Origin of the sequence: Rossellomorea oryzaecorticis (assembly GCF_045897515.1) — a bacterium.
Taxonomy (GTDB): domain Bacteria; phylum Bacillota; class Bacilli; order Bacillales; family Bacillaceae_B; genus Rossellomorea; species Rossellomorea enclensis.
In genome coordinates this window covers 156,258-168,609 of sequence record NZ_JBJOSA010000006.1, presented here as the reverse complement: position 1 = coordinate 168,609, position 12,352 = coordinate 156,258, and the positions used below count along the sequence as shown (strand labels likewise).

Genomic DNA, 12,352 nt, shown 5'->3' with positions numbered 1-12,352 from the left:
CCCCTTCGCTGAATAGTAATTTCGTTATGTATAGCAGAAGGATATTCCTTCTGCTTAATTGTGTACTCGATCATCATTGAGAGTCAACCCAATGACTTAAAATATTGATACGTAGATGGAGCTTTTCTTTTCAATAGATTCCTTGAATCATTGCTTAAGTAATATAAAGCAAATGTTTCAGCAAAATACTCTTCCTGGTAATCAATGAAGTAAGATTGACCAGGAAACAAAAGAGGAGCCTCTTTTTTCCATATATGAGTAAACGCCATATCCGAGTAGGGATCGTTGATAACATATCGATCAATGCTGTGGGCAAGTTCATGTAATTCCAGGTTCACCGAATCATGTCCTTTTCCTTTTTCGCTATGTCCGATCTTCACGAGGACGAGCTTGGAACCGCCTATCCCGGGTACATCGTCCCAGGTCGTATCCTTATTTGAATACCCTCTCGGCGTCACTCCTTTTAAGTGACTGGTAGTAGAAAAATCCGTTAAATTCCTTTCGAACAAACGGACTTTTATCTCTTGATTATCGACCGCGCTGAGTAAATGGCTGGGAATATGATCAAGTCTGCGGATGATGCCCCTGGCTTCACTTTTATCAAAATCTGTTTCCGGGAGCAGGACAATATTCTCCAGCTGTTCTTCTGAATTTAAATTCATGGCAGTTTTTATGGATGAATGCTTTAATAGAATACCGCTGTAATTTGCCTGTGTCTGCTTCCAAACGATAAGGGAAGCGACGACCAGGAAGAGAATGATAGCTGCTCGTTTCATGTAAAAGAACCTCCATTGACGACAGTTCTACTTACTATTCTACCATACTATTAAATGATCTTTTACGAAAGAATCCTTCCAATTTACCAGGTATCTCTGTTTTTAGCCATTAAAGAAGGCTGGGACTAAACTAAAAAAAATGACAATATCAGTATAGTTTCTTTATACCGCTAATGATTTCCGTGCAAGACTTCGCTTTCCGCGGGTAGCCCGTGAGCCTCCTCGTCACTGCGTTCCTGCGGGAGTCTTCGTCTTGAACTCCAATCAACCGCTGGAAAGAACTAACTAGCTAAAAGTATATTCTAACAAAAAGCCCGAACTAATCAGCCATTGAATAGGCAAACTAGTTCGGGTTTTACTTAGGCAAAAGTTCTTTTGTCTCAGCCTCTTTATGTACATTCGTTCTATGAAACGCTCATCCACTGAGGTGGAGTGTTTTTATCCCAATAAATGCTTCCTAAATCATGATGGGTCTGGAAATCATCATGAACCGTATGGTAGTGGAAATTGAAATAATAGCCGTCTTTGGGAGGATGATCTTTTCTTACGTGAAAACGGATGACATCTTCTCCCGATCTGTTATCGTAAATATGAAAGATTTTCTCTGTTTTTGCATAATGAGGAACTTCTGAGATGACGAGGAATGATAAATCTTCTTCATACTGTGAAGCGGTCTGCTCGATTGCGCGTTCCATCTTTGGAAGGATGACGCTCTTGAATTCATCTTCAATAGATGGCTTAATCTTAGCTCCGAATTTCAAGTATGAATTTTCCTCTGCCTTCTCCATCATCTGGTCCATAAAATCTTCTCTTGTCAGAACCGTTTCTTCTTGATGGACTTCTTCTTCCGAGCTTTCAACCGAGGATGGTTTTCCGCTGGTTTTGGCAAGTGCATGACCTTCCTCATTCAGGAATGCCTGTGAGGGTGAGACCAGTCCAAATGTAAGGATCGATATTAGAACAAAAAACGACTTTTTGAGCCAAGTTGACATAGATAACGTCCCTTCCTATGTATTGCTTCTATTATTATACTATTTTTTACGTTTAAAAAGTGAAAAAGGTTTCATTTTTTTGTAGGATATAAAAATATTTCTGTGGTAGTATATTAATGAGGATATTTCGTAAGGAGGAGCACTAGAATGGATACTGGAATTATGATTAATATTGGTTATTTATTGTTATTGGGGTATTTTGTGGTTCTTGGGTTCACTGACTGATGTAAAAAAGCAGACAGGCAATGTTGATGCCTGTCTTTTTGTTTGAAATGCTTGCCGACGCAGTTGATTTCCGTGCAAGACTTCGCTTTCCGCGGGTGACATGTGAGCCTCCTCGGCTTTGTGCGGGGTCTCACTTGTCTAGCTGCAGGGCTTAGAGGCTCATGTCATAACCCAAACCGTCCAAGAAAGCAAGGAACGCCTTCCCGGCCGGTTCATCTTATGCCACCCGCCTCTGAACGAAGCCCTTCCGCTTTTCTTATTAGCCACTTCTTCCGCAGGAGTCTTCGTCTTGCACTCCAAACAACTGCTGGAAGCACCTCATACTAAACCATCCCCTGCCCACAGCCTCTCAACCCAGCTCAATGACTCCAAAATGGAATTTGGCTGAGGGTCTTTTGATGACTTGGAATCCGTGTTGGTCGAATAGTGGTGACTGGTAGTGGTTTTTCATGACGATTCTCTTACGGGCAACACGCTTTGCCTCTTCTATCACTTCTGCCGTCAATGGCGTATAGGCGGCCCAGTTTCTGATCGGATTGATGCCTGTTGAATCTGTGAGTGCTTCCTCGAACATGGGATCAAAGTAGACCACATCCATCGATTTGTCCCCGCAGTCAATCAATTTCTCTTCGAAATTGCCATAGCAGACTTCTACCCTTTTCATCGCTTCGTTCAGATCTTCAAGGGGGGATACCCAGTTTTTCAATCCTTCAGAAATGATATAGGCGATATACTCATTTGCCTCTATCCCTTTCACCCTTCCGTCAGTTCCGATTATATGACTTGCGATGATACTGTCTGAAGCAAGCCCAAGTGTACAATCGAGAAAACTCATCCCTTCCTCAAGGCGTGCCGCTTCCACAAGGGGATCCCTTTCACCCCTCATTAATCTCTTGATCCGGAATGATGCAGAGTTAGGATGAAAGAAGAAGGGTTCTCCACTCTTTTCCCTTTCATGAAGCTCCAGGCGCTCTTTACCTGCCACCAAGCAGTCCCTGCCCAGTCTGTCCATATGGTGGCTCAGTGATTTTTTTCCCCGGTCAATATACGGAATCTTCAAATCGGAAGCAATCTGAAGTGCTTTTCCGATGACTTTCTCGTTCGCTCTCCCGCATGTTGTTACAAACAATTCGGTTATCTCCTTTATGATTCATTTTCTATAAATGATAACACAGAAATGGGGAACCCTTTTTGAGTTCCCCAAGTATTCGTCAGCAATATTTGTCAAATGCAGAAGTCAAGTTTGAAATGATGTCTGCGATATCATGATCTTCAATTTCTTCTCTTGGAATGAAATGAACCACTTCTTTCCCTTTCAGCAATGCCATAGATGGGGATGAAGGTTCATATCCTTCGAAGTATTCTCTCATTTTCATTGTTGCTTCCTTATCCTGGCCGGCAAACACTGTTACAAGCTGATCGGGAGCTTTCTCATGATTCAGGACGGACTGTGTGGCCGCGGGTCTTGCAAGTCCCGCTGCACATCCGCAGACTGAATTCACGACTACCAGGGTCGTTCCTTCTGCACTCTCCATAAACTGCTCAACTGCTTCTTCATCGCCAAGCTCCTTGAATCCCGCCTGGACAAGTTCCTGTCTCATTGGTTTCACCAGTTGTCTCATGTATTCTTCATAAGCCATTGACATGTTTAAATTCCCCCCATTATGTTTTCATCCCAGACTTATATCAGTCCTGCATCCGTGCTTCGGTCATTTGTTTCCAAACAGAACCTTTGGCTTCTTCTCCGCCTTCAATGCGTTCAATCGCCATTTTCACTTGCAGCTTCACTTCGAATTCCGGGTCGTTTTCTGCTTCTTTTAAACCTGGAAGTGCTGATTCATCGCCTTCTTCATAAAGAAACATTGCAGCACGCCATCTCACCAATTTGCTCTTATCTTGCAGTGCTCTCACCATCTGCGGCATAGCCTGTTTGAATCCGAGATCAGATAAACAGTCACCTGCAGTACGGCGGACCGAAACTGATTTATCTTCGAGGCCCCTGTATAAATAAGGCAATACCCTCTCGTCCTCGATCATTCCTAAATAGACCACAGCCAAACGCCGGATCGACACCTTCTCATCCTCAAGTGCCTTTTCAAGGACAGGCAGATCTTCAAGTGAAGGATCATCCATCGCTTCAAGCTTTTGATACCTGGTTTGCCAATCAGGCGCTCCCAGGTCCTCCAGTGTGATTTTGTGTTTATTCCGGCGGACAGGCTGTACTTCAGATTTTGATTCGACTGCCTGTTCTGCGAGGCTTTCCAGTCTTGAAGCTGGATATGCAGCCGTCAATTCTTCTATAACATCGCTGCCGATATCGTCCAGTTCGCCATATCTTACACCATGTTCCTTCCACTTCCGAAGCAAAACAACATTGTCCCCGTCCTGCTGGGCATCTGACAGTGCTTTCATAAACTGCTCAGGAAGAGAAAACCGTTTCTCCGTTTCTCCATCTGTTACTTTCACCTGCATGGGAATGCCTTTAAACACCTGCACAGAGACATTCACTTCACCAAAGTGCTCTTCCATCCGGGATTCGGCCGATTCCTCATGAGTCTCTTCACCGAATGCTTTTCTCACCTTCGGAAGGAGCTCCTGCCAATCGAACTTCGCATTTCTCTCAACGGCAAGGAAATCTGCCACATGATAAACTCCTTTGATTCCGTCTATAAGAAGGATGTCTTTAATAATCGAAGGTGCACCTTCAGCCTGATCTTTTTTGTAATTATTACTTTTCCCAGCTTCGAGTTCCCTATCCAAAAGGATCTTCATCGTATTCGGGCTGGGCGTAGGTTCAATCGATACTATTTTCACGATTAACCACCTTTCTGCCATCTCTATTTTATTTCATCATAACATAGTTGATATTCTGTAAAAACCAAAGCGCTTAATCAGCAAATTCAGATAGATAGCTCCATCTTTCAATCAAGTGTTCCAGCTCGTCGTTCAATTGCTGGCTTTCATTCATCAATTCCTGTGCCCGCTCAAAATTGCTGCCTGCACGATCAAGCTCTTCCTGAACGCTTTCCAGTTTCTCCTCAAGGAAAGCAATCTTCCCTTCAATTTCATCCCATTCACGCTTTTCCATATAGGAAAGCCTTTTTTTATCCTTCTCCGGCTGCTGAGTTGTCAGCTTTGGTGCAGGCTCCAGTTTTTTCTCTTCTGCTGCCGACTTTCTCACTTCTGCTTCAGCTTCCTCTAAATACTCTGTATACTCCCCAAAGTAGGTGCCGATGTCTCCTCCCCCGTTAAAGACGAGCAATTGACTGGCCGTTTTGTCCAGGAAATACCGATCATGGGATACAGTCACTACGACACCTGAAAAGTCATTTATATAATCTTCAAGGACTGTCAGTGTTTCTGTATCCAGATCATTGGTAGGTTCATCAAGCAGGAGGACATTCGGCTTTTCCATCAGTAATTTCAGAAGGAACAGCCTCCGCTTCTCCCCGCCCGAAAGCTTGCGGATAAGGGTACCGTGAGTACTCATCGGGAAAAGGAATCGCTCAAGCATGGAGGTTACTGAGATCCTTTCCCCCTTATCCGTGGTGATGAATTCCCCGGCTTCCCGGATATATTCAATCATCCTCATGTTTTCATCCAATTCTTCATGCCCCTGGGTATAGTAAGCTATTTTAACGGTTTGCCCTGTAATCAGCTCTCCGGTATCCAGGTCGTCCGCCCCTGAGAGAATATTAAGAAAAGTGGACTTTCCGCTACCATTCTTACCAACGACCCCGATTCTGTCACCGGGCTTGATTAAGTAATTGAAGTCTTTCAAAATCACCTTGTCATCAAAGGTTTTCGCTGCCTGCTTCAATTCGAATACCTGCTTGCCGAGGCGGTTCCCGCCGATTGCAATTTCCACTTGAGAATTGTCAGGGCCTGACGGCATATTATCCTGCAGATTTTCGAAACGCTGGATTCTTGCTTTCTGCTTTGTTGTCCTTGCTTTAGCACCCCTTCTCATCCATTGCAGTTCACGGCGGTACAGGTTTTGCTGCTTCTCGGAAATAAGGCGTTCGTTTTCCTGCCTTGACGCCTTCGCTTCTATGAAGGAAGCATAATTCCCGGTATAAGAATAAAGTTTGCCTCCGTCCAATTCGAACGTCCGGTTTGTGACACGATCAAGGAAATACCTGTCATGCGTCACAAGCAGTACGGAGCCTTTATATTTTGATAAGTAATCTTCCAGCCATTTAATGGACTGATAGTCAAGATGGTTTGTAGGTTCATCCAGTATGAGGAGGTCAGGGGTCTCGATAAGAACACCCGCAAGTGCAACTCTTTTCTTTTGCCCTCCCGACAGTTCACTCATTTTTTTGGAAAAATCATAAATGCCCAATTTGGTCAGGATGGCTTTTGCATTGGCATTTGCCTCCCATGCATGGAGGATATCCATCCTCTTCTGTGCTTCAAATAATCTCTCCTGCAATGTGCTGCTTTCAGGGTCCTGTTCCATTTCGAGGAGGGCGGTTTCATATTCCCGCATGGCTTTGATTATTTTTGCTTCTCCGCTAAAAACCTGGCCAATGACGCTCAAATCACTGTCTATCTCAGGTTCCTGCGGCAAATAAGCAATATGATAATCTCCGGGTGATGTAATTTCACCAGAATCATATTCTTCAATCCCGGCTATCAACTTGAGGAGACTTGATTTACCTGTGCCGTTGACACCTATCAGGCCGACTCTTTCCTTTTCAATTATAGAAAACGAGATACTGTCAAACAACGTTTTCTCTCCGTATGATTTTGACAGGTTCTCAGCTGTTAACATTCTCATTCTCGACCATTCCATTCTTTGTTGAATTGCTTCAGGAAGTGGAGCATGAAGTCATGACGATCTTCAGCAAGGACCTTCCCGGTTTCCGTGCACATCAAGTTTTTCAATTTCAATAATTTCTCGTGAAAATGATGGATGCCCGAACTTTTTCCCGTCCGGTATTCCTGAAGGGTCATCACTGACCTTTCTTCTATATCTGGGTCATATAATACCTGGCCTTTCTTCCCGCCATATGCAAATGTCCTGGCAATGCCGATTGCTCCTATGGCGTCCAGCCTGTCTGCGTCCCTTACAATCATCGACTTTATGGAAGTCAGCGGTTTTTCATTTCCGCCTTTGTAGGAAATCGAGAAAATGATGTCGTATAGCTCTTCCTTCTCTTCTTCTTTTAAAGAGAGCATGGATACGTACCCATCAAGTTTTCTCTTCCCCTCTTCCTCTGTAGCATTAAGCTTATCATCAGGAACATCGTGAAGCAGGGCGGCCAATTCGATGATATATGTATCTGTTATATTTTCCCTTTCTGCAATAAGCAGGGCATTTTTTCTCACACGTTCAAGATGATGCCAGTCATGACCTGAAGATTCATCTTTGTATTCATGCTTTAATGCTTGGATCAGTTTATCTATTTCGTCCCGGCCCACTTCATCATCCCCTTTCTTTCCTATTGTAACAAAAAACGGAGCGAAACGATTAAAGAGATGATATATAAGCTTTTACACTCATGCATCATCTCCATGTTTTCATTATCGGTTTTTTTCTTCTGACCAGCTGATACCTATTGTGTTGGCTCCTGCGTGGACATCGATGACCGCTCCCAGGGGATACGCCCCGAATTCAACTTGCGGGTGGCTGGCTTTAAGTTCTTTCATCCATTCAAGTGCCTCGTCGTGATTTAAGCCGTGCAGAATGGATACTTTCCTGATGTTCTTATGCTGAGTCGCGTCACCAAGCAGGCCGCTCATCCTATCCAGGCCTTTATTGATATTCCTGACTTTTTCTTTCACTTCCAGTTTCCCATCTGAAATCGCAAGGATGGGTTTGATCTTTAGCATACTTCCAAGGAAGAAGGATAAACCGCTCATCCTTCCACTCTTATGCAGTTGTTCAAGACTTCCCACCATGACATATACTTCCCGGGTCTTAACCTTTTCTTCAATTGATTCCTTGATATCTTCAATTGAAGCCCCTTCGTTATGAAGGGATTGTCCATATTCAAGGAGCTCTGTCAATGGGTATGTCAGCGTCTTTGAATCAATGCACGTAATGGAAGGAACAGTATCTTTCAACAATTCGGCTGCCTGATAAGCAGAAGACATCGTACCGCTGAAGTGAGAAGAAACGTGAATGGAAAAAATATGATCATATCTGCCGGAAAGCTTCTCATATAATTCCTTGAACGTCCCTATGGAAGGCTGTGATGTTTTCACCTCTGCCCCTTCTTCTTTTAATTTCTCAAAAAGGTCTTGTGGAGATAAATCGATCCCATCCTTATATTCTTTCTCACCGATAAGTATATTCATCGGCACAACATACACATCTTGTTCCTCACATTTGGATAGATCTTCAATATAAGCAGTACTATCGGTCACCCAAGCGATTTTCATCGATACAGCCCCCTTAGTTACAGATCTTTTTCTAAATGTCACTTCACTTAAGGATATCAAGCGTCTCAATCGAAAAAGAAACCATGTGGATAACATCATCCACCATTTCTTCTGTTATGACTCTATTAAAGCTGAGAACGCCCTGGACATTTGAAGGGTGGACGGAGGAGTGCATATCAATCCATTCCCACTCTTTATCCGGCCCCCATACAGCCTCCAGTTCATCCTTATGGTCATGCAATTCTTCTTTTCCGGAATAAATGAACCGGATAGCCGCTCCGGCCTTATTCTTTGACCGGATGCCATTTCTCTCAGCCAAAAAATGCCCCATATCCGCTTTAAGTTCGAGAATTATGGAACTTGATAAGTCAGGCCGGGAATACTGGATGATATAAGTTCGTTCATAATGAGCAAAATCGAATAGGTCCTTCCGGTCGAGGATGGAAATCTCTCCTGACAGATCAAAGTCGTACACTTCACCTTCAACAACCACCTTTAAGTTATCAAAAGCCGTGGGATCAAACATACCAATCGCCTCCTCCCCAGTACATTTTATCTAATCAGAAAAGCCCCGTGGCTTTTCCGTTCTCATCAACATCCATTTTCAAAGCAGCCGGTTGTTTTGGCAGCCCGGGCATTGTCATGACTTCACCCGTCAAAGCAACGATGAATCCTGCACCGATCTTTGGTTTCAACTCCCTGATCGTTATCGTGAAATCTTCCGGCCGCCCAAGCCTTCTTGGGTCGTCCGATAAGGAATATTGCGTCTTCGCCATGCATACAGGCAGGTTTCCCCAGCCGTTTTTTTCAAATTCTTCAAGCTGCTTTTTTGCTTTCACAGAGAAATCCACTTCTCCGGCTCCGTAAACTTTACCTGCTATACACTCAATCTTATTTTGAAGTGAATCGGTCAATGAATAGAGGGGAGTGAATTCCTTATCATTATGTTCAATAACAGATAATACTTTTTGAGCCAGGTCAAGTCCTCCACTGCCCCCTTCTGCCCATACATCAGTCAGGGATACCGGTACTCCCTCTTTTTCACACCATGTATTCAGTGCCTCAATCTCGCTTGCTGTATCTGAAATGAACCGATTGATCGCTACTACATAAGAAACATTGAACTCATCAAGGGTTTCCATATGTTTTTTCAAGTTGGAAAGCCCCTGGTTCAAGGCTTCCAGATTTTCAGAGTTCAACTCATCCTTACTCTGGCCGCCGTGCATTTTCAAGGCCCGGATTGTAGCCACAAGAACCACTGCATCGGGGGAGATGCCTGCTGCACGTGTCTTAATATTAAGGAATTTCTCGGCACCTAGGTCTGCACCGAACCCTGATTCTGTCACCACATAATCCGAAAGTTTCAAAGCAGTCCTGGTGGCAATGACACTGTTGCATCCATGGGCAATATTTGCAAATGGCCCGCCATGGATAAGTGCAGGAGTATGCTCGATGGTCTGCACCAAGTTAGGTTTCAAGGCATCCTTCAGTAATAATGTCAGTGCTCCCTCCACCTGCAAGTCTTTGACAGTGACTGGCATTTTGTTAACATTATAAGCTACAACCATCCTGCCCAATCTATTTTTCAGTTCATCGAGATCTTTGGAAAGACATAACACTGCCATGATTTCAGAAGCCACTGTGATATCGAATCCATCTTCTCTCGGTACACCCTGTACAGTGCCTCCGAGACCGATTACAATGTTCCTTAAAGCGCGGTCATTCATATCGAGGGCACGCTTCCACACGATTCTCCTAGGATCGATATTCAATTCATTTCCCTGATGTATATGATTATCGATTATTGCCGCAAGGGCATTATTAGCGGTTGTGATACTGTGGATGTCACCTGTAAAATGCAGGTTGATCTCATCCATCGGAAGTACCTGTGCATATCCTCCGCCTGTCGCGCCTCCTTTCATACCCATGACCGGTCCCAAAGAAGGCTCCCTCAAGGCGATCATCGCCTTTTTATCCAACTGATTAAGTGCATCCCCCAGTCCGACCGTAACAGTCGATTTTCCTTCACCGGCAGGGGTCGGGTTGATGGAAGTGACCAATATTAACTTCCCGTCCTTTAGTTTGTTCAGGTTATGTATTGCATCAAAAGAGACTTTACCTTTATACTTCCCGTACATCTCCAGATCTTCGTCACCCAAACCGATTTTCCGTGCGACTTCAAGGATTGGCTGGAGAGCAGAATCCTGTGCGATTTCGATATCTGTTTTCAATTTCTTCGTTGTCAAAGTCATCGTATCCACCTTTTATCTATCATTAGTATTCTTTCCTCTTACGATAAGAAAGCCGGTATGTCCGTTACCTTAGTATGCACTAAAAAAATCACCCAATCATGATGATGAACGTTTAAACATAAACAGCGTCATGAAAGTTAGTGCCTGTCTTAATTCATTCGGAAGTGATGCCGTCAAGTTTGCATCGACACCTTTTTTATATACCCATTCTTCATCGATTTTCTTCCAGCCTTTTTGTTCGGCCAGCCTTTCCAATTCCCAGGGCATCATCGTGTTGCATATCGCTTCTTCGCCGCGGAGGCGGGGGAAGGAATTTTCCCTTGGATGTGCGGTAGGGCCAAGGAGCCCGATGCATATATATCCTTCGTTGTCTGTGACTCTGTCAAGTTCATCTAGTGCAAGAACCGGAGATGCCGTCCATTCAATGGAATTGATGGCCATGACTGCATCAAATTCATTATCCTTGAATGGAAGTGATGTCAGGTCTCCCTGCACAAATTGCAGACCTTCACGTTCAAGCCTTCGTGCAATTTCCACCATGTTTTCAGAAAAATCCATTCCTGTCACCTTATATCCATTCTCATTAAGCAGATGGGAGCCATATCCGTCCCCGCATCCCAGGTCACCGGTTTTCTTTCCTCTATCTACTGATTTAAGGAAGAACGGTATCACACTTTTACGGCTCCCTGTCGTCCAGTTTTCCCTGCTTCGAGAGTGCCAATTACCGGCATTCTCATCCCACCGCGTTCTGGCATTTGAGTGCCATTCAGATTTGTTCATTCTAACACCTCTGTCTGATTATTCTCTTACTCTATTTCTTATTATAAACGGTAAAATCCTTCTTTTTTCCCTATTTATCTTTTCAATTCAGCGCATATTCCTTATGAACTGGAACAGATTTGTCCATACTACTAGTGAAAACGATGGAGGAAGGGGGGCAGAAGATGGAGGAAATCACGAAGGTCCAGCGTAATTACCACGGGGATATCATAAGTTTTCAAACCTCGGGGGGAAGGATCATTTCTTATCAAAAAGCAGTACTGGAAGCTACTGAAGGTATTCTAAAAGGTGTCGAAATTCATGAAAATGAATGGGGAGAGTACGAAATCTACTCTTCGGACACAGCAAACAAAGGATTTGACGAATATCCGACTATATTTTGATATAACATAAATATGTAAAAGGGCTGCTCCTGATTTTTATCGGGCAGCCCTTTTTTATAGTTTTGAATTTTACATTTCGTTATGAAAGTCTTCCGCTTGCCGGCACTTTCTTATTCACTTCGGCTTTGTACGTCTCGCAAGTCTTCAAGTCTTTTCTCTTCTTCTTCGAAAAACTGGACCAGGTCACCGATCCTGTCTATTGAATCCCAGCTGAGATGATGTTCGATTCCTTCTACGTCTTCGTAAATATGTTCTTCCTTAACACCGATTACCCTTAGGAATTGCTCAAGCAGTTCATGCCTGTAAACTAAGCGTTTTCCTATTTTATTACCTTTTGGAGTCAGTACGAGCCCACGATATTTTTCATAAATCAGGTAGTCATCTTTATCTAATTTCTGCACCATTTTCGTCACTGATGAAGGGTGTACGGTTAAGGCTTCTGCAATGTCCGATACTCTTGCATACCCTTTATTTTCGATTAACATATAAATTTGTTCCAAATAGTCTTCCATGCTTGGTGTAGGCATTCTGCACCCTCCAAATTCCCATAAATA

Annotated in this window: 13 protein-coding genes; 1 reads left to right on the top strand and 12 read right to left on the bottom strand. The window is 43.7% G+C overall.

The genetic code is table 11. The features are described from left to right. Nucleotides 1-83: 83 nt before the first annotated feature. From ACKA06_RS09735 to ACKA06_RS09685, 11 genes are all read right to left on the bottom strand, one after another. Nucleotides 84-776 carry an anthrax toxin lethal factor-related metalloendopeptidase gene (locus tag ACKA06_RS09735; protein WP_411159495.1) on the bottom strand — a complete coding sequence of 231 codons (693 nt, stop codon included), beginning with the start codon at nt 774-776 and terminating at the stop codon, nt 84-86. A gap of 404 nt (nt 777-1,180) precedes the next feature. Then, complete coding sequence (locus ACKA06_RS09730) at nt 1,181-1,768, bottom strand: YpjP family protein (RefSeq protein WP_032087995.1); 588 nt, start codon at nt 1,766-1,768, stop codon at nt 1,181-1,183. A gap of 574 nt (nt 1,769-2,342) precedes the next feature. Further along, the gene (locus tag ACKA06_RS09725; protein WP_198258887.1) at nt 2,343-3,122 is read right to left on the bottom strand and encodes a class I SAM-dependent methyltransferase; all 780 of its coding nucleotides are present in this window, start codon (nt 3,120-3,122) and stop codon (nt 2,343-2,345) included. A gap of 82 nt (nt 3,123-3,204) precedes the next feature. Further along, a complete protein-coding gene (locus ACKA06_RS09720) occupies nt 3,205-3,639 on the bottom strand; it encodes a BrxA/BrxB family bacilliredoxin (RefSeq protein WP_032087993.1) in 435 nt (144 codons plus the stop codon). A gap of 40 nt (nt 3,640-3,679) precedes the next feature. Continuing rightward, entirely contained in the window at nt 3,680-4,807 is a 1,128-nt protein-coding gene (locus tag ACKA06_RS09715; protein WP_198258888.1) for a virulence factor, read from the bottom strand. A gap of 73 nt (nt 4,808-4,880) precedes the next feature. Next, nucleotides 4,881-6,776 carry an ABC-F family ATP-binding cassette domain-containing protein gene (locus ACKA06_RS09710; protein WP_032087991.1) on the bottom strand — a complete coding sequence of 632 codons (1,896 nt, stop codon included), beginning with the start codon at nt 6,774-6,776 and terminating at the stop codon, nt 4,881-4,883. After that, nucleotides 6,773-7,420, bottom strand: a complete 648-nt coding sequence (locus tag ACKA06_RS09705) for an HD domain-containing protein (protein WP_321203322.1) — start codon at nt 7,418-7,420, stop codon at nt 6,773-6,775. Before ACKA06_RS09705 ends, ACKA06_RS09710 begins: the two co-directional genes overlap by 4 nt. Nucleotides 7,421-7,522: 102 nt before the next feature. After that, nucleotides 7,523-8,383 carry a DegV family protein gene (locus ACKA06_RS09700; RefSeq protein WP_411159494.1) on the bottom strand — a complete coding sequence of 287 codons (861 nt, stop codon included), beginning with the start codon at nt 8,381-8,383 and terminating at the stop codon, nt 7,523-7,525. A gap of 43 nt (nt 8,384-8,426) precedes the next feature. Continuing rightward, the gene (locus tag ACKA06_RS09695) at nt 8,427-8,909 is read right to left on the bottom strand and encodes a hypothetical protein (RefSeq protein ID WP_052011542.1); all 483 of its coding nucleotides are present in this window, start codon (nt 8,907-8,909) and stop codon (nt 8,427-8,429) included. 34 nt (nt 8,910-8,943) lie between these two features. Continuing rightward, nucleotides 8,944-10,635, bottom strand: a complete 1,692-nt coding sequence (locus tag ACKA06_RS09690) for a formate--tetrahydrofolate ligase (RefSeq protein ID WP_411159493.1) — start codon at nt 10,633-10,635, stop codon at nt 8,944-8,946. A 96-nt stretch (nt 10,636-10,731) separates the two neighbouring features. After that, complete coding sequence (locus tag ACKA06_RS09685; RefSeq protein ID WP_058297598.1) at nt 10,732-11,415, bottom strand: class I SAM-dependent methyltransferase; 684 nt, start codon at nt 11,413-11,415, stop codon at nt 10,732-10,734. Nucleotides 11,416-11,579: 164 nt separating this feature from the next. Here ACKA06_RS09685 and ACKA06_RS09680 point away from each other — a divergent pair, with 164 nt between their 5' ends. Further along, nucleotides 11,580-11,798, top strand: coding sequence for a DUF3892 domain-containing protein (locus ACKA06_RS09680; RefSeq protein ID WP_411159492.1), 219 nt, complete (start codon nt 11,580-11,582; stop codon nt 11,796-11,798). A gap of 110 nt (nt 11,799-11,908) precedes the next feature. On the opposite strand, the gene mntR is transcribed toward ACKA06_RS09680, so the two are convergent. Next, complete coding sequence (mntR, locus tag ACKA06_RS09675; protein WP_032087985.1) at nt 11,909-12,325, bottom strand: transcriptional regulator MntR; 417 nt, start codon at nt 12,323-12,325, stop codon at nt 11,909-11,911. Nucleotides 12,326-12,352 lie beyond the last annotated feature (27 nt).

Excerpts from the sequence above, each read along its gene's own strand:
- mntR (WP_032087985.1), bottom strand. The coding sequence starts at position 12,325 with ATGCCTACACCAAGCATGGAAGACTATTTGGAACAAATTTATATGTTA.
- ACKA06_RS09690 (WP_411159493.1), bottom strand. The coding sequence starts at position 10,635 with ATGACTTTGACAACGAAGAAATTGAAAACAGATATCGAAATCGCACAG.
- ACKA06_RS09730 (WP_032087995.1), bottom strand. The coding sequence starts at position 1,768 with ATGTCAACTTGGCTCAAAAAGTCGTTTTTTGTTCTAATATCGATCCTT.
- ACKA06_RS09700 (WP_411159494.1), bottom strand. The coding sequence starts at position 8,383 with ATGAAAATCGCTTGGGTGACCGATAGTACTGCTTATATTGAAGATCTA.
- ACKA06_RS09680 (WP_411159492.1), top strand. The coding sequence starts at position 11,580 with ATGGAGGAAATCACGAAGGTCCAGCGTAATTACCACGGGGATATCATA.
- ACKA06_RS09710 (WP_032087991.1), bottom strand. The coding sequence starts at position 6,776 with ATGAGAATGTTAACAGCTGAGAACCTGTCAAAATCATACGGAGAGAAA.
- ACKA06_RS09720 (WP_032087993.1), bottom strand. The coding sequence starts at position 3,639 with ATGTCAATGGCTTATGAAGAATACATGAGACAACTGGTGAAACCAATG.
- ACKA06_RS09735 (WP_411159495.1), bottom strand. The coding sequence starts at position 776 with ATGAAACGAGCAGCTATCATTCTCTTCCTGGTCGTCGCTTCCCTTATC.
- ACKA06_RS09685 (WP_058297598.1), bottom strand. The coding sequence starts at position 11,415 with ATGAACAAATCTGAATGGCACTCAAATGCCAGAACGCGGTGGGATGAG.
- ACKA06_RS09695 (WP_052011542.1), bottom strand. The coding sequence starts at position 8,909 with ATGTTTGATCCCACGGCTTTTGATAACTTAAAGGTGGTTGTTGAAGGT.